This is a genomic window from Azospirillaceae bacterium, from assembly GCA_028283825.1.
GTDB lineage: Bacteria > Pseudomonadota > Alphaproteobacteria > Azospirillales > Azospirillaceae > Nitrospirillum.
The window spans coordinates 829,656-850,197 of record JAPWJW010000001.1 but is presented as its reverse complement, the minus strand read 5'-3'; the positions used below and the strand labels follow the sequence as shown (position 1 = coordinate 850,197).

The 20,542-nt window shown below is 64.8% G+C and carries 22 protein-coding genes; 1 reads left to right on the top strand and 21 read right to left on the bottom strand.

Annotation, left to right across the window (positions count from 1 at the left end; translation table 11 throughout):
• Positions 1-5: 5 nt before the first annotated feature.
• Genes PW843_03385 through PW843_03375 form a run of 3 tightly spaced genes read right to left on the bottom strand, consistent with a single transcriptional unit; the run spans position 6 to position 5,242 of the window.
• Positions 6-452 carry a phage tail assembly chaperone gene (locus PW843_03385; protein MDE1145650.1) on the bottom strand — a complete coding sequence of 149 codons (447 nt, stop codon included), beginning with the start codon at positions 450-452 and terminating at the stop codon, positions 6-8.
• On the bottom strand, positions 449-4,780 hold the full coding sequence (locus PW843_03380; GenBank protein MDE1145649.1) for a phage tail protein: 4,332 nt from the start codon (positions 4,778-4,780) through the stop codon (positions 449-451). The genes PW843_03385 and PW843_03380 overlap by 4 nt, the downstream gene beginning before the upstream one ends.
• A gap of 3 nt (positions 4,781-4,783) precedes the next feature.
• On the bottom strand, positions 4,784-5,242 hold the full coding sequence (locus PW843_03375; GenBank protein ID MDE1145648.1) for a hypothetical protein: 459 nt from the start codon (positions 5,240-5,242) through the stop codon (positions 4,784-4,786).
• Between the two features lie 125 nt (positions 5,243-5,367).
• On the opposite strand from PW843_03375, the gene PW843_03370 reads away from it, so the two are divergent.
• Positions 5,368-5,580, top strand: coding sequence for a hypothetical protein (locus PW843_03370; GenBank protein ID MDE1145647.1), 213 nt, complete (start codon positions 5,368-5,370; stop codon positions 5,578-5,580).
• Positions 5,581-5,590: 10 nt separating this feature from the next.
• Here the strand turns inward: PW843_03370 and PW843_03365 are convergent, their stop codons facing one another.
• The 18 genes from PW843_03365 to PW843_03280 form a co-directional block, all read right to left on the bottom strand.
• Positions 5,591-6,520: a DUF2163 domain-containing protein gene (locus PW843_03365; protein ID MDE1145646.1), complete on the bottom strand. Its 930-nt coding sequence runs from the start codon at positions 6,518-6,520 to the stop codon at positions 5,591-5,593.
• A 16-nt stretch (positions 6,521-6,536) separates the two neighbouring features.
• Positions 6,537-7,124: a DUF2460 domain-containing protein gene (locus PW843_03360; protein MDE1145645.1), complete on the bottom strand. Its 588-nt coding sequence runs from the start codon at positions 7,122-7,124 to the stop codon at positions 6,537-6,539.
• Between the two features lie 186 nt (positions 7,125-7,310).
• Positions 7,311-8,129 carry a hypothetical protein gene (locus PW843_03355; protein MDE1145644.1) on the bottom strand — a complete coding sequence of 273 codons (819 nt, stop codon included), beginning with the start codon at positions 8,127-8,129 and terminating at the stop codon, positions 7,311-7,313.
• 23 nt (positions 8,130-8,152) lie between these two features.
• The gene (locus tag PW843_03350; GenBank protein MDE1145643.1) at positions 8,153-10,969 is read right to left on the bottom strand and encodes a hypothetical protein; all 2,817 of its coding nucleotides are present in this window, start codon (positions 10,967-10,969) and stop codon (positions 8,153-8,155) included.
• 452 nt (positions 10,970-11,421) lie between these two features.
• Complete coding sequence (locus PW843_03345) at positions 11,422-11,901, bottom strand: hypothetical protein (GenBank protein ID MDE1145642.1); 480 nt, start codon at positions 11,899-11,901, stop codon at positions 11,422-11,424.
• Positions 11,902-11,990: 89 nt separating this feature from the next.
• Positions 11,991-12,134: a hypothetical protein gene (locus PW843_03340; GenBank protein ID MDE1145641.1), complete on the bottom strand. Its 144-nt coding sequence runs from the start codon at positions 12,132-12,134 to the stop codon at positions 11,991-11,993.
• Positions 12,135-12,237: 103 nt separating this feature from the next.
• Positions 12,238-12,447: a hypothetical protein gene (locus PW843_03335; protein ID MDE1145640.1), complete on the bottom strand. Its 210-nt coding sequence runs from the start codon at positions 12,445-12,447 to the stop codon at positions 12,238-12,240.
• A gap of 11 nt (positions 12,448-12,458) precedes the next feature.
• A complete protein-coding gene (locus PW843_03330) occupies positions 12,459-12,785 on the bottom strand; it encodes a hypothetical protein (GenBank protein MDE1145639.1) in 327 nt (108 codons plus the stop codon).
• 4 nt (positions 12,786-12,789) lie between these two features.
• Positions 12,790-13,527 carry a hypothetical protein gene (locus PW843_03325; protein MDE1145638.1) on the bottom strand — a complete coding sequence of 246 codons (738 nt, stop codon included), beginning with the start codon at positions 13,525-13,527 and terminating at the stop codon, positions 12,790-12,792.
• A gap of 4 nt (positions 13,528-13,531) precedes the next feature.
• Positions 13,532-13,804, bottom strand: coding sequence for a hypothetical protein (locus tag PW843_03320; GenBank protein ID MDE1145637.1), 273 nt, complete (start codon positions 13,802-13,804; stop codon positions 13,532-13,534).
• Positions 13,805-13,827: 23 nt separating this feature from the next.
• The gene (locus PW843_03315) at positions 13,828-14,250 is read right to left on the bottom strand and encodes a hypothetical protein (GenBank protein MDE1145636.1); all 423 of its coding nucleotides are present in this window, start codon (positions 14,248-14,250) and stop codon (positions 13,828-13,830) included.
• Between the two features lie 121 nt (positions 14,251-14,371).
• The gene (locus PW843_03310) at positions 14,372-14,842 is read right to left on the bottom strand and encodes a DUF2335 domain-containing protein (GenBank protein MDE1145635.1); all 471 of its coding nucleotides are present in this window, start codon (positions 14,840-14,842) and stop codon (positions 14,372-14,374) included.
• A 92-nt stretch (positions 14,843-14,934) separates the two neighbouring features.
• Positions 14,935-15,150 (bottom strand): hypothetical protein, encoded by a 216-nt coding sequence (locus tag PW843_03305; GenBank protein MDE1145634.1) that lies wholly within the window; start codon positions 15,148-15,150, stop codon positions 14,935-14,937.
• 168 nt (positions 15,151-15,318) lie between these two features.
• Positions 15,319-15,828 carry a hypothetical protein gene (locus tag PW843_03300; protein MDE1145633.1) on the bottom strand — a complete coding sequence of 170 codons (510 nt, stop codon included), beginning with the start codon at positions 15,826-15,828 and terminating at the stop codon, positions 15,319-15,321.
• Positions 15,825-16,400, bottom strand: coding sequence for a hypothetical protein (locus PW843_03295; protein MDE1145632.1), 576 nt, complete (start codon positions 16,398-16,400; stop codon positions 15,825-15,827). Before PW843_03295 ends, PW843_03300 begins: the two co-directional genes overlap by 4 nt.
• A 63-nt stretch (positions 16,401-16,463) precedes the next feature.
• The gene (locus PW843_03290) at positions 16,464-17,969 is read right to left on the bottom strand and encodes a hypothetical protein (GenBank protein ID MDE1145631.1); all 1,506 of its coding nucleotides are present in this window, start codon (positions 17,967-17,969) and stop codon (positions 16,464-16,466) included.
• 110 nt (positions 17,970-18,079) lie between these two features.
• Positions 18,080-19,030 (bottom strand): HK97 family phage prohead protease, encoded by a 951-nt coding sequence (locus PW843_03285; protein ID MDE1145630.1) that lies wholly within the window; start codon positions 19,028-19,030, stop codon positions 18,080-18,082.
• A 4-nt stretch (positions 19,031-19,034) separates the two neighbouring features.
• Positions 19,035-20,459 (bottom strand): phage portal protein, encoded by a 1,425-nt coding sequence (locus tag PW843_03280; protein MDE1145629.1) that lies wholly within the window; start codon positions 20,457-20,459, stop codon positions 19,035-19,037.
• Positions 20,460-20,542: the final 83 nt, after the last annotated feature.

Here is a 20,542-nt window from a genome sequence, read left to right as displayed (position 1 = left end):
ATTCCTCAGGCGGGCTGAACCGGCCACGCGGGCGCGGTCGGGTCGGTGGCGGTGGTGGGCAGGTCGCGCAGGGCCTGGCGGTAGGCCGACCAGGCGGCACGCTGGGCGTCGGTCATGGCAGCCCAGCGATCCGGCAACACGCGCACGTCGCTGGCGGACAGCAGGACGGCACGCTGGATGCGCAGGTCCGCCAGGGCCGCCGCCGTGGCCTGCGTGGCCAGGTCAGCAGCGCTCTTGGCGGCCAGGGCGCCGGCGACCACCTGGCAGGACCAGACGTCCGCGACCTGGTCATCGGTCAGCCTCAGCCGGCCGGTGCCGTCGGTGCCGACACCTTCCATCAGCAGGCTGAGCGGGTCGCGACGATGCAGCGCCAGGATGCGGCCGGTGGCCGGGTCGTAATCGACGTAATAATGGGTGCCCGCGACGGCGGCGGGTGGCGGCGCGCTGGTCATCGGAACCACCTCACCTGGACGTAGATGTTGAAGTAAGCCAGGACGGCATAGGTCGTGGTGGTGGTGTCCCCCACCGTGTCGAAGGGGCGCCAAGCCTGCAGGGTGTAGCTGTAGGTGTCCAGTTCGGGATCGCTGAAGGCGTCCATGCTGAACATCCAGCTGTATGGCGCGCTGGTCAGGGTGGCCGAAACGGCCGCCGTGGCGCCGGTCCGGCTGTTGGTGCGCAGGATCTGGACCCGCGGATTGGCGCCGGAGCCCGGTGTTTGCACGGTGGCGGTGAAGGTCACCTTGACGTCGCAGGCGTTGCCCCGGACCTGGAAGGCCGGCACGGTGGCCAGGGTGGTCCATACGCCTTTGTCGGCCACGACGACGCTGCTGCCGTCCACGTAGGCGGAGACCGACGCGGAACCACTGGCCACCCCCACGCCCAGGTCGTTGATATCGACGATGACGCGGCCGGTCTTGTCGTACCACTGGCCACCGATATCGCCGTTGATCAGGCCGAGGTTGATGCGGGGGATGTGGCCATCTGACAGCTGGATCAGTTGGTTCGGGCCGTCGATCACCCAGCCGGCGCCGTCGTTACCGATGGCCGTCAGCCTGGCGGTGGCGACGCTTCCGGATCGGAGCTGGGTGGCCTCGACGTCGCCGGCATACACGACACCGGCGCCGAATGTGCCCGCCGTCACCACGGAGGCGTTCAAGTTTTGGATGAAGGCGGTGTTCATCACCACCATGGGCTGACCATCGACGACGCCGACGACGAACGGCGCCGTGGCGACGGTGCCCCCGGGAGAGATGATGGCGAAGGTATCAGCCCGGACGATGAACTGGGAGGTGCCCGGGCCGCCGTTGATCAGGCCGAAGCCGGCCACGTAAGACACGCCGCCGCTGTCCGTCTCAATCCGAACGCTATACTCGCCTTCAACCCCATCAACGGAGGTGGCCAGCGTCTGGATGGAGGCGGTATTGCTTCCAACCGTCGTCGACAGCGTGCTGATGGTGTTGGCCGTCGCCGTGTTGATGCCCGCCTGAGTGCTCTGGAACGACTGGACGGCCGCCAGGGTTGCCGGCAGGCCGGTGGTCGGGTTGTTCACCTGGGCCGTCAGCGTGGAGATACTGCTGGCCGTGGCGCTGTTGGTTGTCGCCTGCGCCTGCTCGAAATCCGTCACCTGCGCCCGCGTCGCGACCAAGCCGGTGTTGGCGTCGTTGACCACGGCCGCCAGCGAGGTCACGTTCGTGGCCACGTTCCCGATGGCCGTCTGCACCGTCCCGATGGCCGCGCCGCGCGCTGCCGCCTCCTGTGCCACCTGCCATGCGACACTGCCCTCAACGGTGGCCGGGTCGGTGATCAGATCGATGGTGGCCGCCAAGTCCTGCGTCAGCTTCGTGTCGTCGATGATCTCATCAGCCAGCTGGGCGGAGGTGACGAAGGGCTCTGTCCAAGTAAACGCGCCGCTGATCGGGCAGCCGGCCGAGCCGAATGCATCGTACGTCTGCACCTTGCCGTAGTACTGCTGGCCGGCCGTCAGGGCGCCGATCACCAGCGGGGCGGAGTAGCCCGAGGCCGCCGGCGTGCCGCTGGTGTCCACGTCGGCCGTGGTGCCGATCCAGGCGTTGACGCCGGCATAATCGACGTCGCTGGGCTGGATGAAGCCCAGCAGGACGGACCCGCCGCTGATGCCCAGCGGGGTGATCTGCACCTGCGCCGGCGGCGGGTTGGTGACCGTCAGCGTCGCTGGCGGATCGGTCAGGCCGCCCAGCTTGTCTTCCATGCGGATGGAGAACTTCACCGTGCGGTGCGGGCCGCCCGCATCCCCGGCGTTCTTGTCGTAGGTGTAGATATATTCCGATGCCGTCATCCGGTCGGTGCGCAGCAGCGCGTCGGTGGCGGGGTCGTAGACCTCCACCACATAGTCGGCGAAATACGGGTTCACGAAGCCGCTCCCCGTGCCGTAGGGCTCCGATCCCAGGGCATAGCTCGTGCTGGGGAAATTGCCCTGCCAGGTGATGTGGATGTCGCGGGTGACAAAGGTGGTGTCCAGGCCCTGGCCGTAGAGTTCCAGGTTGGTGATGGTGGCACCGGCCAGCACGCCGCCCACGGTGATGGTGGCGGCCGCCCCCCAGGCGGAGCGCACGTCGGTGCCGATGCTGGTGGCGGCCTGCACCGTGTAGGTGGTGGCCTGGATCACCGGCGCCAGCAGCGTGTCGGTGGCGCCGGCCGGCACCTTCACCTGCTGCCAGTCGGTGACACCGCCGCTGGTGGAGACACCCCAGCGCAGCACGGTGTCCGTCACCATGCCGGCGTCGGCCGGCGTCCAGCGGGCGCGGATGCCCAACTGAACGGTGCCGTCGGCCAGGTAGCTGGTCTCCGCCGCCAGGGTCAGGCCGGTGGGCACCGGCAGCATGCCCACGGCACCGACGGGGGTGTAGGTGTAGGCGTCCACGTCCGCCAGGCTGCGCTCCGCCGCCTGGAAGATGTTGAAGCTGGTCAGCTTGATGTACAGCCGCTGGCCCACATAAGCGTCGGGCAGGTCGTACTCGAAGATCGCATCGTCGATGCGCAGGAAGGGTGCGCCGGCGGCATGGGCGGCACTGCCGGTGCTGTAAAGGCCTCGGTTCAGGCCGGACAGATGGTAGGTCGCGGTGCCGGTCAGCGTAGCGCCAGCATACGCGAACATCTCCGTGCCGATCAGGCTGAGGGTCCGGGCCGCCGCGGCATCGTCCGCCGTGCCGCTGGCCAGCTGCAGGCGGCTGGTGGCCAGGGTGACGTAGGCGCTGTCGCCACCGCTGTCGCCCGCCGCCGGCAGCGCCTGGGCCAGGGTGCCCAGCCGGGCCGGCGCCGTGATCTGGCCGACACGCTGATAGGTCAGGTCATCCACCGAGACCCAGACGGAGCAACCGCCCCAAGAGGCGGACAGGCCGGTGGCGCCGATCCACACCTGCTGCACGCCATTGGTCAGGCCGGGCGACGGCTCAAAGATCACCGGATCGGCCAGGTCGCCGGGGTCCACGCCGGTGTTCAGCGGCACGTTGACCGTGGTGGGCGTCGGGTACAGCGTCGCCGTGCCGATGCCAGCCGGCAGTTCCTCCGCCGTGAAGGTCAGCAGGCCGTCCTCATCCTCATCGATCTGGGTGATGCGGACGGGAAACTTGTCCAGGCCCAGGGCCACATCGGTCAGGGTGACGATGTCGCCCGGTTCCAGCAGGGCGAAGGTCCAGGCCAGCTTGAACTGATAGGTGTTGCGCACATAGAGCTGGCGTTGCAGCACCAGGGACGCCACGGCCGCCGCCACCGTACCATCGCAGATCTCATGCGCCTGGGTGACGTCGCCGACGCGCAGGCCATAGGCGTCGATGGCGGCCTGGTCACGCACCTCCGCCGTTGCGGTCTGGTAGGAGTTGTAACGGTCGATGAACTCCAGCGATGCCGTGTTATTGGCGTCGGCCGGATCCGACCGGCTGAGCGTGACCGGATCGTCATCGGCACCGGCGATGAAATCGTCATCGTTCAGGTCGTACAGCGGCGTCAGGTCGGGCGTGAAGGTGACGCCATTGCCGGTCAGCGCCTGGTCCCCCAGGGGCAGGGCCTGCAACGTGTCGCCCGACCAGTAGATCAGGGTGTTGGTCAGCTGCGCCCAGCGGGTGACGATGTCGCTGGCGGCCTCCTGCTGCGACAGCAGGGGCGACAGGAACAGGCCTGCGGCGGCGCAATAGGTCCGCCACGCCGTCAGGTCGCCGATGCGGTCGGCCGGCAAGCCCACGCCGTAGCGCTCGTTGGTCAGGAAATCCACCAGGATGTCGGCCGGGTTGGCATCGAAACCGGTGCGTGGCACAGCGTTGGACTGCACCTCGAAATTATGGCTGGGCAGGCTGGCGCTGCTGCCCAGGTCATAGGTGCGCGCGGCGACATAGGCGGTGTAGGGGTAGGCCATCGCCTGGTCGGTATGGCCGGTGTAGAGGGATGCGAACGGGCCCTGGTCGGCCGTGCCGGTGAACAGGGTCAGGTTCAGCTTGGCCAGCGTGGTGTCGTCCTTGTCGGCCCACACCCGGCCGACGGTGCCAATGGGGCCTTCACACAGCGCCATGGCCACGGCACAGCTATAGGTGTAGCTGCCGCTGGACCCGCCGCCGCCCTTGCCACCGCCGGTGTCGCTGGACACCGCCTTGGAGGCGAAGTCGTTGTACCAGATGAGGTTGGGCGCCGCGCGCTGGGTGCCCCACAGCAGGGGAATGGGCAGGCCGGCGGCACTGGTCTGCACCTGCAAACCGGTATAGCTGGGCTTGGTGTCGGCGTTGGTCTTGCCGCCCCCGAAAAGTCCGGACATGGGTCAACCCCACAGGCTGTAGAAGATCAAGGGACGGTCCAGGAATGGCTGCTGGCGCAGGTCGCCCGCCACGCATTGGCGGTCCCGGGCATAGGCGTGGATCAGGCCAAAGCGGCCGGCCATGACGGCACCGTGGCTGAAGCAGCGACCGAAGCGCGCCAGCACCACGTCGCCCGCCTGGGGTGCACGCTGGTCCAGCGTGAAGGGCTGGCCGAAGCGTTCCGTCCAGGCGACGTACCGCTCATCCGAGCGGTGCAGGTGCCAGTCGGGCGGGTAGGGCCGGGGGTCGAAGGCCGCCAGCACGCCGGTGTCCACGAACACGCGCACCAGCAGCATGGAGCAATCGACGCCGGCCCCCTTCACGTCGGCCAACTGGTGGTAGGGCGTGCCCAACCAGGTCCGCGCCTCCGCCACCACGGCAGCGCGTTGGGACGCTTCGTGGGTGGCCAAAGGCTCAACCATCGCGACCTCCTTCAGGATAGTGATTCCGGTCTCACCCGGCGGTGGAAAGGGGCGTAAACTGACCACCAAAGCCGTTCCGGCTTTCCTTATCCGGACGGCCGCCTCCGTTCAGCGCGAGGACAGCCATGGCCAACAAGACTGAAGGCTTCTGGGGCGATCTGCTGCTGGAAGAGTTCGTGGAAAGCCTGGAATGGGCGCGATCACCCCTGCCCCTTATCATTCCACCGCCGGAGCGGTTGGCGGGTTTGGCGGCGGATATGCTGCCGGCCGGCCTTAAGCAAAGGGATGGGGCCTACTTGACGATGCCCGTCCCGCGGCAACAGCCGGCAGGCGGGTAGCCGCTTACCCTCAGGCCGCGGTTTCCGCCGGGGGGATATAGGGAAAGGCCCGCAGGTTCGCCATGTTGGCGAACCGCGCCAAGCATGTGGCAGCGGTGTGGTCGCAGCCATAGGTGATCTGGAAAGGGTCGCCCACGGAGGGCGCGTGGGGTAGGGCATAAGCCAGGGTCAGGCCGTTGATATCAGCGGCCTTGATCGTCCTGACCACGCCGGAATTCAGCCCCCCGGTAAAACTAATGGAGCCCTGCGTGAAGGACGCCGGATCCACGGCCCGCACAGTGCCATCGGCCATGGTTATGGGCGTCATGTCCGTCAGCGTCTGGGCAGGCGCGATCCATTGAACGTTACTGCCCGCCCCCACCATATTGGCTCGGGCGTATCGCGCGCGGGATTGCGCACAGCCGCCGTCATAAAGCGTGTGCAGGCAAGCGGCCTGATAGAGGTTGCGCGGCATCTGCTGGTCCAGCAGCAGCAGATCGCCCTTGACGGTCAGCGTGGCCTGCGCGCGGCCGGCGGCGGCGGTGGAAACACGGCCTTCGAACAACAGGATGGTGCCGAACGCGGCATTGCTGGCCGTGGGCATCAAGGCCCGTTCCAACCGCACGCGGGCGCCATCAAAGCCACCATTGTTCACGAAAGCATTGATGGGGACATCCCCCAGCAGTTCGCTAGCGGCGCTGTCGATGGTGACGTCCATCTGCGGCACCTCCAGCTGCGCCTTGGCCGACCAGTTGGTCCGGGCGACGCGCGGCCCAGCGGCGGACCAGGTGGCGCCGCGATAACTGAGATCCCTGTCGGCCGAGGTCCAACGCCAGACCGTCCCGGTGGGCGCGCTGGGATTGCTGACCTGGGCAGTCAGGGTAACGGTGAAAAGATCGGCGGACCACAGATTAGGCGTGGTCCGCAGCCATTCGATGAAAGCGGTATCCGTCGAGCGCACGGGGCGAATTCCTTGATCAGGCACGCACACTGATCAGGCCGACCTGCTTGGTCTGCCACAGCTGGGCGGCGAATTTCTCGAACTCCAGGCCATCCTCCTGGAAGCGGCAGAGGAAGGCATAAGTGAAGTCGGCGGAGATCACGGCGCCGTTGGCAGGCGGAGTGCTGAAGGTCAGCACATTGCCGGCAGCGCTGAAACCAGAGGTCTGGCGGATACCATCGACGTAAGGCACCACCGAGCCGGTAACACCGCCGACCGGCTCGACATAGCCACCGAAGGTTCGGACCAGCACGAACGACATGGTCATGCCGTCGCCCACCGCCAGCGTCTGGCCGGTGGCCTGGTTGTCGTCGGGATCGACGAACAGGAAGCTGCCGAAGGCGCCCTGCATCTGCAGGTAAAAGCCCAATAGGCTTTTCAGTTCATTGGCTGTGGCCGTATCCCGCAGGAAATCGTAAGTCAGCGTGAATTGCCAGATGGGTGCCGACCAGAAGGCCATGCGGGTTTCCCGGCCCGATGCCGCCGTGGCGATCTTCGTGGACCAGGTCGGTTTCTTGACAACGGAATAGCCCAGGCCCGCCAGGGCCGGATAGATCGCGGTCATGGACGGTTCCTTGCATTCAATCTGCTGAAGCGACCTGCCCTAGGGGCAGACTCTGCTAAGCTGGCTGTGGTTTCAGTTGAACCCAGCCGACTTTAGCGCAGTGACTACCAATACGCGGCACAAATGGCGCAGGATAAGATCACATCCATGGCATGTGTCTTTTGTTTAAATAATATGTGACTGTATTTAACTTATCGGGGTTATTTCAAAGAATTCATCATGTTCATATTTTCCACTCCACCTCGTTCTTTCGTCGCGTGGTATTTTTTTAAATTTATCGTAATAGGAAATCTTATGGCCACAAATGACACCGTCTTTACCCAGGCCCATAGGGTCAGGGTTTTTTTGGAAAACGTTATTATAAATATGTCGAAGCAATGCCGCTTCTTCCAAAGACGGACACTCATCCGCCAGAATTGGATAGAACACATCATACAGCCCCAAACGATGAAGATCATCCATCGTTCTTGCTGAAAATAGATCCAATGAAATAGATTCAGAGACGAGAATTCTTATCTGCTGAACCCGCCTTCCATTGTCCGGATCATTTTGTAAAACCACTTGATATTCGTCACGCACTTCAGTCGCGCCCAGCGGGGTTTTCCGATTATGGCCTAGGGTCATCCAGACCGTGTCGTTCAATGTGCGATTTCCATTAATGTCGGGCCGCAGATCCCCCAGAAACGTTTGCCCCTGCCACCATAATGGCGACATCCGGATGACCATACGGGTGGCGTAGGTGGCAATGCATCGCGTCACCGGCGCGCCAAGGCAGCCGGGCGTCTCAAGGCCGGCGCGAATGGCCGCCATATGCCGCGCGGTATCCTGGAATTGAGGATCCTGTGGAATCACGGTTTGTGGGGGGACGAGCTCATGCTGCTGGTTATTGACCAGCAATTGCGGCTCGGGCGGCAGCACGGGGCCGACCTGAGGGGTGGAACAACCGACCACGCCACACACCACGGCCGCAAACATGGCCAACCGGGCCGATGGAACAAATCTCATCCCCATGATCCCCCAAATTCCCGTCAAAGGCTGAAATTCCGCTTTTGCCCGCGCAAGGTGGCGACCAGCTTGTCGCCATGGCGGTTGAAGAAACTGGCCACGTCACGGCTGTCCATCGCCTGGACATTGAAGGTGACGCCACCACCACCGCCAGACGCCACCGAATTGCTGGCGTTGCCCCCCCCGCCGCCCGGCAGGTTCAGGTTGGCGGCGGTCGTCGCCACCGCCAACGTGGGCAGCTTCTGCGCCGCCAGCATGGACCGCAAAGGTGAGGCGATGCCGGCCGGCAACACCATTTCGTCTTTGTGCAGTTCCGTCAGCATGCCGTCCGCCGGCACCTGCCCCCAGCCGCCGGCCGCACTGGATAGACCGCTGCTAAGGCCGGAGATAGCCGTCTGCACAGCAAGGGAAATGGCCGGCGCGATCCACCATTCGGGACCAGCACTGGCAGAAGCGTAGGCATTGGCGCCGCCGGTGGCTGACGCGTTCTGGATTTGGGTCGTGGCCACGTCCGCTGACTGGGCCTTCGCCTTGGTCGCGGTATCCTCATCCGATGTCTGCTTCAGCAGGTTGCTCATGACCCAGGCGGTGGCCTGCCGCTCTGCCATGCCCACCAACTGCGACAGCACCTGGTTGGCCATTTCGCTCAGCGATTGGCGCACAGTCTTGCTGCCGGTGATCAGCCCCTGAACCATGGAGCCCATGGACTTGGTCACGGAACTGACCACCTGCTGGTATTCCTTTTGCCGATCACGGGCGGCCTGACGCGAAATCTGCGTCATCTGGGTTTCGGTACTGATGACCAGCTTCTTTTCCTGGTCGATGAACCGCGCCTGGACGGCAAGCTTCTGGTCATAAGTCGCCGCCGCTGCTTCCGCCCGGTAACGCTCCTCATCCATGATGCGCAGGGTGATGTCGCGTTCCGTCTCAAGCTGGTTGATCTTGGCGGTCACCATCTCCGTAACCGACAGGTTCATCATCTGGCGCCGGAAGTCCGCGTCCGCCAGATCTTCCTTGCGCTCCGCCTTCTGATCAGCATCCCGCTTCTGCGCCTTGGTGAGAGCGGCTTGCACCAGCAAATCGGCGTCCTGCTGCAGGGCGTCTTTCAGGTCCTTTGTATCTTCGCCGTACCGTTGCACCTGCAGCGCCCGCAAACTGGCCATGCCAGCCTTGAGCTGCTCATCATGGTCAAAGTTGGCGGCCAGGCTCTCCTGCAGGTTCTTGATCTCGGCATCCAGCGTCGCCTTGTGGGCGGCGGCGATTTCCCGCGCAACCCGCGTGGCCTCGGCCGACTCTTCACCGTAACGGGCCTTCAGGAAGACAAGTTCATTGGCCAGCGCGTCTTCACGCTCCTTGGTCCCCTCGCGGGTCGCTGACACGCCATCCTTGATGACGGACAGTTGCGCATTCAGCGCCTCACGGTTCTGCCGGGTCTGCGCGTCCAAGGCCTCGCGATGCTGCTGTGCCCCGGCGGCCGTCGCCGCCAACGCCTGTGCCTGGGCTTCACGGGAAGCCACGCCGGCATCCGCCGCCTTCTGGCGATCCAACTGCCCCTGCGCCTCGGCAAGTTTCTGCTGGGCCGCCATCAAATTGTTGCCCTGAAGCTTTTGCGTCGCGATCAGGTCCTGCCATTTCTTGACCTCGGACTCCAGGTACTCCCGGTCGGCGGCCCCCTTGCGTGCGAGTTCTTCCGCCAGCTCATCGGAAAGCTCGGCGATCTTGGCTCTGCCTTGCTCACGGGCCCGCAAGCCTGCCTCATCGGGCTGGGTTGGATTCTGCCTTGCCTTCTCCACGTCGGCGCGGGTTGCCCCAGCGGCCTGATGGTTGGTATAGTATTCATTGGGGGCGCCTTTGAACCCCCTCAAATCGCTCCAACCGCCATCTTTCCTTTCCGCCTCTTCTTTCCTCTTCAGGGCTTCTATGTACGGCCCGACCCGGTGGGTCAGGCCATCCATGATGGTCGCCGCAGCCTTCTGGGAATTACCGTATTTTTCAGCCGTCTCCAGGCTATCCAGTTCCGTGGCGTTCAGCAGATTGTACTGCTGGTTCAGGGCATGAATGGCGGCGAAATCGCCACTGGCGGCGGCGCCGATGGCCTCCGTCAGTTTCTCCGCCTGCTTGTCGTCGGTGATCTTCAGCATGTCGGCGAAGGCGCCGGCCACTTTGGCCGTGTCCTTCTGTACCTGGGTCGCGGCCCGGGGCATGGCGCCGGTGATGGCACCGATCAGCATCAACGCATGTTCTTTGGTCCCGCCAATCTCCTTCAGGACCTCATCGGACCAGGCCTCGATCGCCGGTGGCAGCCCCTCGGCGCCACGGCCCACCCCCGCCATGTGACCGGAGATGCCCTGGATTTTCTCATCCACCTCGACCAGATGGGAGATAAGCATGTAACCAGCGGTGCCAACGGCGGTAAGCGCCGCTCCAACCGCCATGCCCGCTGGCGTAAAGCTGGACAGGGTCCCCACGATGGCGGGCATCTGCTCCGTAATCGCCATCAATGGATTGGTGCCCTGGCGAATGGCCGTACCCATCTTGATGGCGGAATCGCCCAGATCTTTAAAGGCGCCGCCGGCCTTTTCCACCTTTTCTGCCAAGGATTGATGCTTCTCCCCCGCATCCTGCGCCGTCTTCGCTTGCTCCGAGAACGCAGCCGCGGCCTGCATGGATGTGGCCAGGGAACCCTGGCTAGCCTGGGCAATGTCAGAGAGGGACGCCGTCAATGTGGAAAGGTGCGTGACCGCCTGTTGGGAAGTCGCCGCGAGTTCCGACAGTGCCTGGACTACACCAGCGGTATCGCCATCTACTTTCACGCCGACGGTTTCAATCGAAGACGACATCCTCACCTCCGCAAGTAAGATCTCTGACTGATTCCGAATTATTAAAAATAATTGAGGAAATATAATCGCGCAAAAACATCTTCTTAAAAAGAAGACCTTTGGTTGATTTGCTTATCGGAGTCAATTCGACAATCGACAATTTATAAATTCCCATATAAATCTAACGGCATAGTGAATATTATCGAATATCATTAAGTATAATGAATAAATTATACTAATAATAGTGAGTAATATTATTTGCTTATTGCATCAAAACCAGCCGCATCCATCACATATAACTGCAACAACCAAGAAACACCGATATGTTCATGCAATATACTCCAAAATTTACTACAATAATATATGTGATCAAAAAATAAGATTACGATCTATTGTTTATAGATTCCGGATTGATGAGCACATTAGAAAATAAACAGACATTCAGAATAAAATATTCTCACGCAATCACAATATTATTCACCGTAGCTTTTCCTAAGACTATCAAGAAAACCCTTTTCCTTAACGACAACGGCATCCAGCACAACATCCTCCTTGATGGATAAAATCTTCATATCGGCATCAATAAGGCCCAATTTAGCCTTCACGAGGCGGGCCCCACATGCAGGATGAGGGTTGATCCCGTTCTTGACAGCCGACCGGCAGTGGAATTGCGCGTCGATCAAATAAAGGGAAGTGACTTCGGTTCCCAATTCCATTGCTACGAAAATCCGAGACTCATCCGGGGGCTGCGACTGATCCCCTGCCAATCCATTGATCGCCCTCTCTTTCTTATCAATACATGATGCAAATTCCTTTGCACTAAGCTGTGTACACGGCAGTAGCCCTACCGCCCCCTGCCGGACGGAGGCCACGTCCTCTGATGTGGCAGCACCTGCCCCCTGAAGGCCGGCCACTAGCCCTAGCGCAACCAAACCCATCATCGCAAAACGCATCTCCCTGCCCCCTTCATCAGATCGAATATGTGAATAATCCATCACGAAGAACAAATCAGCAACTCAATTCAGCAACTTTTATCAGACATTCAAATCATAAAATATCGCAGAAAGTTTACCAGCCCGATGACATCCACCGTTAGCAGCTCGCCTGGCTTGACGGCCAGATAGACCGCCACCATGAAAGGTGAACGGGCGAATAATAGCACAACTTTTGCGACACGCCGCGCCATGCCCCTCCCCACAAACACGCCGCGCACGTTGCTCCTGAGTTCTGTTGCCGGATCAGCAATCATTCTCCGCAAGGAACACAATAGCAACACGTTTTTGCTACCTTTAGCGGATGTTCCCCTCACCGAATATCGCCAACAGGTCGCCCAACCCCACCTCATCCACCGGTGGCGGCTCATCCGGCTTGATGCCGAGATAGGCCGCCATCATCAGATGAACGGGCGGATGGCGGCGCCAGTAGCGCCACAGCGCCCGGTAGCGCGGCAGGGTGAATTGTTGCTCCACCGCGTCCCAGGCACCGCAGCCCGACGCCACCAATTCCGCAGTCAGGTCGTCAATGTCGTCGACGGTCCCGCCTGCGGTATCGGCTCCCCCGTGGGAATCAACCCCGACTCGCGCAGGATGGCCACCACCGCCGCCACCAGGGCCGGAAACTCGGTGGCGGCCAGTTTCTGCTCGATGACATCGGCCGTCAGGTCGGGGACGGTGCTGTTCAGGGCGGCCGCCACGATGCGGATGCCGGCGGACGCCTGGTCCACCGGATCGGTCAGCAGGGGCAGGCCCTTGATGTCGGTCCACGCCGCCTTCAGGGCGGCGAAGTTCATGGGCGGCACGGGGTATTCCGTGCCGCCGATCACCACGCTGGCACCCATGGCCTTAACCCTGCACGCTGAGCTTGCCCACCGTGCCGGCGGCATCGGCGAAGGCCATGAAGTCGAACTCCGGCTGCATGTAATCGCCCTGCTTGGTCGCCAACTGCAGCTTGCTGGAGGTACAGGCGTTCAGGCCGAGCACGAAGTTCTGGCCACCGAAGGGCGTGGTCAGCACGCAGGAGAAGGTAGGCGCCACCCCCTGCAGCTGGTTGGAGATGGTGGTGACGGTGCCGCCGGTGGCACTGGTGTAGCTGTAGCTGATCAGCAGGCCGGCGCCGGTATCGGTGGCGGCAAAGGTGTAGGTGCCGCCGGACAGGGAATACTGGCCCGTACCCGGTGCGCTATCGACGCGGGCCAGCGGCACGCCGGTGGCGGCGAAGATCACCCCCTGGTCCGCCTGGAAGCCGCTGCCGTTGGCCACGGTGACGGTGTAGGGGCTGGACGCCGGCACGGCCGCCACCTCGTTCAGGGCAACCAGCTGCTGGCCCGTGGTCGCGGTGGCGCCGAAGAACAGGCTGTTGAACAGGGCGCCCTGGATCTGGCCGGTCTTGGCCTTGCCCTGGATCTTGGCCTGGCCGCGGGCGACGGACACCGGGAACTGGTTCTGGCCGTACAGTTCCTTCAGGGTGAAGTCGATATCCACCGACACGGACTGCAGGGTGCCGAACTGGACGGGCGTGGCGTTGGCCACACCACTGGGCGTGCCGAACAGGGAGCCGGCGCCAAAGGAATACTGGGGCATGGGATCAGACCTCCGGGGTGGTCGTGGCCGTCGCCACGTGCTGCAGGATGCGGGCCTTCAGGCCCGACAAGGCGGTGACGAGGTGGTTGTACGCATCGGTCACCCGCGCGATGGGGGAGTTGTGGATTTCCTCCGCCAGCCAGGCGGCCACCGCCTGTTCCAGTTGCTGGGCCCAATCGGGCAACGGGGCACCCGGGGTGATGGCGGCAGCGTTATCCAGCGCAGGCGTCACGGTTTCCGGCGCGCCGCTGGCGGCCGGATCGACGATGTCAGTCATGGCAAGAATCCTCGAAGGGGGAGTCAGGGGATAAGAAGGTGCAGCGGCACGATGGCCACGGCCTGGGAACCCAGGGCCCCTTCGTCCGTGGTCACCTGGCCTTCGATCCAGCAGTCATAGACAAGGCCGCCCAGGGTCTGCTTGTCCTGGCCGGGCGGGGGGCGCAACGCCACCTCGACCGCATCCAGCAGCGGGTTCAGCACCACGGCACCGGCCGTATCGTCATCCGGTGCCTGGGCGTACAGCAGGATATCGACGCGCAGCACGCGGTGGGCCGGCAGGGTGTCGCGGCGCGTCACCTCCTCCCCCCGCGTCAGCAGGAACAGGGCCGGCTGCTGGGCCGGCGACAGGTCGTTCCACAGCCGCACCCGGCGGCTGGCGGTGGCAAAAGGGGCGGCGGCCGTCAACCTGGCGAACAGGGCGGCGTGGATGTCCTCACGGGCCATGGGATGGTCCTGGATTGGAAGGTGATGGGACGGAGCCAAACAACAACGCCCACCGGCCGGTCAGGGCGGGTGGGCGTGGGAAACGAGCGGGAACTTGTGAAACGCCAGCGCCGACCTGACGTCAGTGGGACCGGCCGGCCCCTTTGGCGGCCTTCTTGGCAGGCCCCTTGGCGTGAGGCCTTGGGGCTTGGGCATCCGCCGCCACTTCGGAACGGCGCCCGAACACGGCCGGGGCATTCAGGAAGGCGGTGACGATACCCACCAGCCCCAGGCCGCCCAGGGCGACCACGGCCGGCGTCCAGCCCTGGCCGGCGCAATAGATGATGCCGCCGATGATGGCCAGGCACACCAGGATGGCCGACATAACCCCGCCGAACGCCAGGGCCAGGGACCCGAAGCCGTTGAATCGGTCCACGTAATGGCGGTGCGCCTGTTCACGTTCCGCCATGGACAGGATGCGCTCCGCACTGCCCGGCAAGACGCGATCGTAATGTTCGAAATGGGCAGGAAGCGGCAGGGGGCCCTGATATGCGGCAACCACTTCGACAATGCGGCTGATGGCCAAGGTGGCCTCCGCCGGGGATTTCGCCACCGGGGCGATAATCTCCTGCACGGGTTCTTTTGATTTCCGTGGAAACTTGCATTTCGCTGTCGGCCCGCCCCAAGGGGCCGACGCGACTTTTGTCAGGCGGCGTTGCGGTCATTCAGCTTCCGCGCGGCCATGGCGGCGCGCAGGTCAGACCCAACGGCCCGCCAGTCATCCCGCAGACCGCTGTTGGAATAGCTCATGGGGCGAAACTCCACCCGCCCCAGCGACGCGATGGCGCTGAGCCCCAACAGGAAGCCTTGAAGGAAACCGAAACGGCCACCGGCCACTTGCACACCCTTTCCACGCGCCATTCGGACCCCTCCACCACCGGATGCTCCGAAACTTCCGTTATCTTTAGCATGACTGCGCGCCCAAGGCAAAACCAAGGCGCCATCCCAAACGGTCCAAGGGGGCACCCGGCGGAAGACTTTCCTTCATATGAGGCTGACGCGGCGCGAAGGCAACCACCAGACACCGCATCATGATCCGAATTGGTTGGCTACGGCGGCGTTTACCGCATCGGCCAGCGCGGTACGGATACCATCGGCGCTGTCGGCCAGGGTGGGTGCCAGGAAGGGATGGCCGGCGTAATCCACGCGGCGGTCATGGGCGTGGACCGGCACGCTGACCGGCGCGATGGCACGGCCGAACGCCGCCGTCACCGTGCGCAGATGCGCCCGGACGGATTCCGTGCCGTGGAAGCCGTACTCCTGGAAGGCGGCGTAGGCGGCGGCGGGCGACGTGTCGTCCACCACCACCCCGGCCGTCACCGCCATGCCGCTGACGGTCATGGTGGGGATGAGCGCGTGGGCCAGGGTACCGCTTCCCCCCTTCACCTGGGCATCCAGCCGGGCACCGGCGGCCGTCGCCAGGGCTTGCGCCTGGATTTTCATGGCATCGGCCAAGGCGGCGGAAACGACGGCCGGCATTCCCGCCAGGCGGTCCCGCAATTGGTCCAGGCCGCTGGCGTCAACCGACCAGCCACTCATGACGGCGCCACCCGCCGGTAAGGGGCCAGCGCGGACGCCAGACCATCCGGCATTTCCTTTTGCAGATAGCCGGTGGTCTCACCCCCGTGTGCCTTGGACACCAGACCCACACGGTCCCGGTCGCGGTAGCGCAGGGCCACCAGTTCCACGCAGGCCTGTTCCAGGATGGCGGGCAGCGGATCGTACCCCGCCGTCCAGGTGACGGTGACGCGGCGACGGCCACGGGGAAAGACACCACCGGTCAGCACCACCGTCTGGTCGTCATGGGCATAGCCATAGGCTAGCGGCTGGTCCGCCGGCTGGGCCGGCACGGCCACGCCATCCACCGACACCGCCGCCACCGCCGTCACGGGATATGCCGGCAGCGGCAGCACGGCGTTGCCCGTGCCATCCAGCGATTGAGTATAGGTGGCGGATGACAAGTCCCGGCCCAGCCAGTTGCGGATGAAGGCACTTTCCGCCTGGATCAGCCGGGTCAGCAGGCCATCGTCGGTGGTGGTGGTCAGCGGCGGGCTGAGCCAGGCCTTGACCGTGGTCACGTCGGTCAGGGGCGCTGTCGCTTGCGGTTCCATGGGCGTGCCCTTCGGCCATATCGGGAAAGGGCCGGGGGTGATCCCCGGCCCCCGGTCGGCACATCAGCCGTTGGCGATGTTGGTGATGACGCCGAAAGCGGGCGGGAAGTAGTTCTGCAGCACGCCGTCGGCGTAGACGCCGTATTCATACCGGCGGGTGCGCAGCGGCCATTCGATCTGGTAGTAGTCGCGCCGCATGCGCATCTGCGTGACGTTGGTGACGTTGGCCAGCGGATAGGGCAGCCGCGTGGTGCGGAACAGGATGGTGCCCGCCGGCATGTTGGGGTGGACCTTGATGTCCAGGGTCTGGCCGCCGACCATGCTGTAGCGGTTCAGGTAGGTGCGCACCATGACGCCACCACCCAGCAAAGCCTGGTCGGTGTTGAAGACGAAGCGCTGCGCCGAATTGGCGTTGCCGGTCAGGATCTTGGTGCTGATGGTCTGCGCCTCCTGGCTGCTGACCCAGATTTCCTGTGGCGACAGGCGGTAATTGTCCCAGAAGGCCTTCAGCGCCGTCTCGATCTCCACGATGCCCCCGGCGCCATCGGCGGTCAGCGGCGTGCCCTGGCCGGCCGCGCCGGTGGGCATCACCTGGACATAGGCGTTGGAGCCGCCCTTGAACGCCTGGTACAGCAGGCCGTCGAAGGACAGGTTGTTCTGGCTGTTGTCGCCCGCCCCCAGGCTGCTGGCCGTCTGCGTGCCGGCCGCCGCGTCGGCGATGACGACGGAATTGATGGTGGTGATGGCGCCCAGCTTCTCGGTACCCGCGGCACCCCAGAACCAGGCGTAGGCCACGGCGCCGGCCAGCGGCGCCACGGTGGCCGCCAGGCTGCCGGCCGAGCCGGTGGTGGTGCCGGTGGCGGCGGTGGAGGGCTTGGCCGCACCGCCGCCGAACTGGTCGCTGGACCCATCGGCATTGGTGCGGGTCAGCAGGCCGGCGACACCGGAGGTCACGGACCCGTTGAGATAGCCTTCCAGGGTCAGGCCCACGGCGATGACCGACCAGGTGCCGGCCGCCAGGGTGCCGCCGCTGTTGGAGGCGGTGACCACCGGCGTGGCGGTCGTGCCCAGCGCCACGGAGGCGTTGCCGCCCAGGATCATCTGCTCTTCCTGGATCATCAGGCTTTCCAGCAGGTTCTGCACCGCCAGCGCCCGTACGTCGTCCAGGCCTTCGGCCGCGTAGTCGGCCTCGAAATCCACGCTGGCCTCCAGGCCCAGGCCACGATAGACGGCGTTCATGTCCTGGGTGCGGACAGCGATGACGCCGCCCCGGTTGCCGCCGGAGACGCCGGCCCGCACGCCAGTGGTGTTGACGCCGGTGATGGCCTTCCAGTTGGCCTGGATGCCGCCCCGGCCCGACACGCGGGGAATACTGTTGCGCAACGGCGTCAGCACCGGATAGAGCAGCTTGGCCCCGGCCTCCAGGTCATAGAAGGTCAGGCCGCTGGTGGGGCTGGTGGACTGGGTGAAGGTGGACTTGGCCAGGTCGTCGCCAGCCAGGCGCTGGCCCTGCGCGGCCTTGAAGGCCGCCAGGGTGTCGCCCGTCACGGTGGTGGGAATGCTGTTCATCGATGTCTCCAACAGGTGAAAATTGGGCGCAAGGCGGCCCGCGCCGCCGTCAGGTGCCGGGGCGTTGCCGGGCGAACCGGTCAGGGTGGATCAGGCTTCGGAACGAAGGATCAGAAGGAGGGCGTCATGTGCGCCGGATGGCGCTGGGCCTTCTTGATGGCATCCAGCGCCGTGGCGGCGTCGGCGCCAAGGAGTGCCGTCTTGGCATCGGCGCGACCGGCACCATGGGCGACGGCGGCGGTCTTCAGCACATAGTCCTCGGCGCGGGGCTGGGCCTCCAAGGCCTTGACCCGGGCGGCCAGGGCATCGCAACGCCGCCGCAGGCCGGCACCCTCGACCCGAGCGCGATCCAGGGCCTTGCGCAGATCGCCGGCGCCTAGGCCGGCGGCCTTGTCGTCCGCCGTCTCGTTGTCATCCTCGGCACCCTCATCCCCGTCGGCGCCATCGTCCGGCGCCTCGTCGGTATTGGCGACCTGCAGTGTCTCCAGCAGGCTTTCCATCTGCTTCTGCGACAGGGTGGCCACCGCAGCGCTCAAGGCCTTCAGCAAGATGGCCAGGGGCATGCAATCGGCCAGGGCGTCCGGCGCGCTGTCGGGCTTGTCGGTTTCGGTCATGTCGGTGTCCTCCAGCTTGACCAGGGTGATGACGGCGTCGGGGTTGGCCGGGCGGTCCACCAGGCTGATTTCCGTCAGACGCAGGGCGGTAATGGTGTTGCGGTCGTCGGGGTCGCGGGCCGTGACCTTGCCGCCGATGGAAAAACCCTTGTAGACGCCGGCCTTGACCTTGCGGATGGCGACCGGGTCCACCACCGTGGCGGTGATGCGGGTGCGCCGGTCCGATCCCACGCTGGCCGCGTCCACCCGGCCGGCGGCCAGCGGCTGGTGCATTTCCCGCAAGGGGCCGGTGCCCAGCCGCAGGAAATCCGGCAGGGCCGCCTTCACGGCATCGGCCACCACCACCTCGCCGTCACCGTCCACGGTCTCGGTGGTGGCGATGCCCTCCACCGTCAGGGTGCCGTCCGCCCCCTCCTCCACCTTGGTGAAATTGCCGAACAGGCGCATGGCGTCAGGTCTCCTCTTCAGGGGTGGGGTCCTCGGGTTCCTGGCCCGGCAGACCTTGCGTCGCCTGGTCCAGCAGCATGACGCCGCCGCCATAGATCAGCGGCCGGTCGCCACCGGGCACCGGGGGATAGCCAATGTCGGCCCGCACCTCGTTCAGGGTCTTGATGCCGGCGCGTACATGGATGTTGGCAATGGTGGCGGCCTTCACCGGATCGACCTCACGCGTGTCGTTCCAGGCGAATTCCAGGTCGGCGGCGTCGAACTCGCGCGCCAGCACATCGTCGATCAGTTCCTTGACCCACAGCATGGTGGGACCCAGCCCTTCCTCATGCGCGGCGTCATGGGCGCTGTCGGCGGTGGCGCGGTTCATCTGCGCCACGAAGGCCTGCGGGCTGACGGAGAAGGCGAAGCACGCCACCCGCGCCAGCCATTCGTCGAACACGCCCTTCAGTTCCGGTTCCTTGATGGGGATGAAGGTGCGGGCCACACCGCCGGGCACGAACTTGGCATGGCGGCGGCTGGCGGTATCGCCCTCGTGCAGCGCGTCCCAATAGGTCTGGAACTGGCGGATCTGGTCGGGCGTCCAGGCGTCGGGCACGCCGATCAGCGCCTCGGGGATGTTGCCCTCGGTGTAGTATTGCAGCTGCCAGATCTGGCGGCGCAACGCGATGTTGACCGTGGTCTCGATCTGCTCCACCGGGCCCAGGCCATAGACGCGGTGGGGCCGGGGGTTGCGGGGGGCGTAGATCAGGTCGTCCGTGGTGTAATCCACCGCCGGCAGGCCCTTCAGCTCCTGCTGATAGGCAACGTCGGGCGCCAAGGGCGTGCGGCCGAAGGGGTCGATCACCCGCTTGATGGTGGCGCCGTCCATCACCTGCAGCGCCCGCACCTGGCCGCCCAGCGTGCGCGCCACGTACAGCGTCGGCGCGTCGATGACCAGCAGGTCCTCCAGCAGCAGGCGCAGCCAGCGCGTCCAGGAATGCACGCCGTCCGGCCGGCGGAAGAATGCCGTCAGCGCCGCGATGCGGGGATCGGGACGCCCGTTGGCCGCATTGGCATCCGCCATGTTGGTGTAGGTCGCGGGCGCCGTGTCCCGCACCCGGATGGTCCAGGTCAACCCGGCCATCTGGTCCTTGCGGGTTTCGATCAGCAGGCGCAGCACGTCCCAGCTGTCTGCCAGGGCACGCAGCGCCTCGAACCGCGTCCCCTCATACGACTTGGGCCGTTGCAGCAGGTTGTAGCCGGAGGGGAAATCGAACTGCCGACCCGCCACTTCCTGCGCGGTGGGCGGCAGCGGGTCCAAGGGCCCGAACCAGGCCGAGGCGTCACCCGTCACCGTGTAGGAGACGGCCGCCCCCAGGGCACGGCTGGCGCGGGCGATAAGCCCCGGCGCCACCGCGCGCCCCTTGCTGTCGCGGTTGCTTGACATCTGTCTCGTCTTTCGTGGTGGAAGGCAGGCAAGCGAAAGTACACCCCGACGGTCGGGCCGCGGGCGTGGCTGAATTTGGCTGG

Coding starts and splice junctions, on each gene's coding strand:
- PW843_03385 (MDE1145650.1), bottom strand. CDS start 452: ATGACCAGCGCGCCGCCACCCGCCGCCGTCGCGGGCACCCATTATTAC.
- PW843_03305 (MDE1145634.1), bottom strand. CDS start 15,150: ATGGCGCGTGGAAAGGGTGTGCAAGTGGCCGGTGGCCGTTTCGGTTTC.
- PW843_03350 (MDE1145643.1), bottom strand. CDS start 10,969: ATGTCGTCTTCGATTGAAACCGTCGGCGTGAAAGTAGATGGCGATACC.
- PW843_03380 (MDE1145649.1), bottom strand. CDS start 4,780: ATGTCCGGACTTTTCGGGGGCGGCAAGACCAACGCCGACACCAAGCCC.
- PW843_03280 (MDE1145629.1), bottom strand. CDS start 20,459: ATGTCAAGCAACCGCGACAGCAAGGGGCGCGCGGTGGCGCCGGGGCTT.
- PW843_03285 (MDE1145630.1), bottom strand. CDS start 19,030: ATGCGCCTGTTCGGCAATTTCACCAAGGTGGAGGAGGGGGCGGACGGC.
- PW843_03340 (MDE1145641.1), bottom strand. CDS start 12,134: ATGGCGCGGCGTGTCGCAAAAGTTGTGCTATTATTCGCCCGTTCACCT.
- PW843_03375 (MDE1145648.1), bottom strand. CDS start 5,242: ATGGTTGAGCCTTTGGCCACCCACGAAGCGTCCCAACGCGCTGCCGTG.
- PW843_03315 (MDE1145636.1), bottom strand. CDS start 14,250: ATGGCCCGTGAGGACATCCACGCCGCCCTGTTCGCCAGGTTGACGGCC.
- PW843_03370 (MDE1145647.1), top strand. CDS start 5,368: ATGGCCAACAAGACTGAAGGCTTCTGGGGCGATCTGCTGCTGGAAGAG.
- PW843_03320 (MDE1145637.1), bottom strand. CDS start 13,804: ATGACTGACATCGTCGATCCGGCCGCCAGCGGCGCGCCGGAAACCGTG.
- PW843_03360 (MDE1145645.1), bottom strand. CDS start 7,124: ATGACCGCGATCTATCCGGCCCTGGCGGGCCTGGGCTATTCCGTTGTC.
- PW843_03300 (MDE1145633.1), bottom strand. CDS start 15,828: ATGAGTGGCTGGTCGGTTGACGCCAGCGGCCTGGACCAATTGCGGGAC.
- PW843_03295 (MDE1145632.1), bottom strand. CDS start 16,400: ATGGAACCGCAAGCGACAGCGCCCCTGACCGACGTGACCACGGTCAAG.
- PW843_03290 (MDE1145631.1), bottom strand. CDS start 17,969: ATGAACAGCATTCCCACCACCGTGACGGGCGACACCCTGGCGGCCTTC.
- PW843_03325 (MDE1145638.1), bottom strand. CDS start 13,527: ATGCCCCAGTATTCCTTTGGCGCCGGCTCCCTGTTCGGCACGCCCAGT.
- PW843_03330 (MDE1145639.1), bottom strand. CDS start 12,785: ATGGGTGCCAGCGTGGTGATCGGCGGCACGGAATACCCCGTGCCGCCC.
- PW843_03345 (MDE1145642.1), bottom strand. CDS start 11,901: ATGCGTTTTGCGATGATGGGTTTGGTTGCGCTAGGGCTAGTGGCCGGC.
- PW843_03355 (MDE1145644.1), bottom strand. CDS start 8,129: ATGAGATTTGTTCCATCGGCCCGGTTGGCCATGTTTGCGGCCGTGGTG.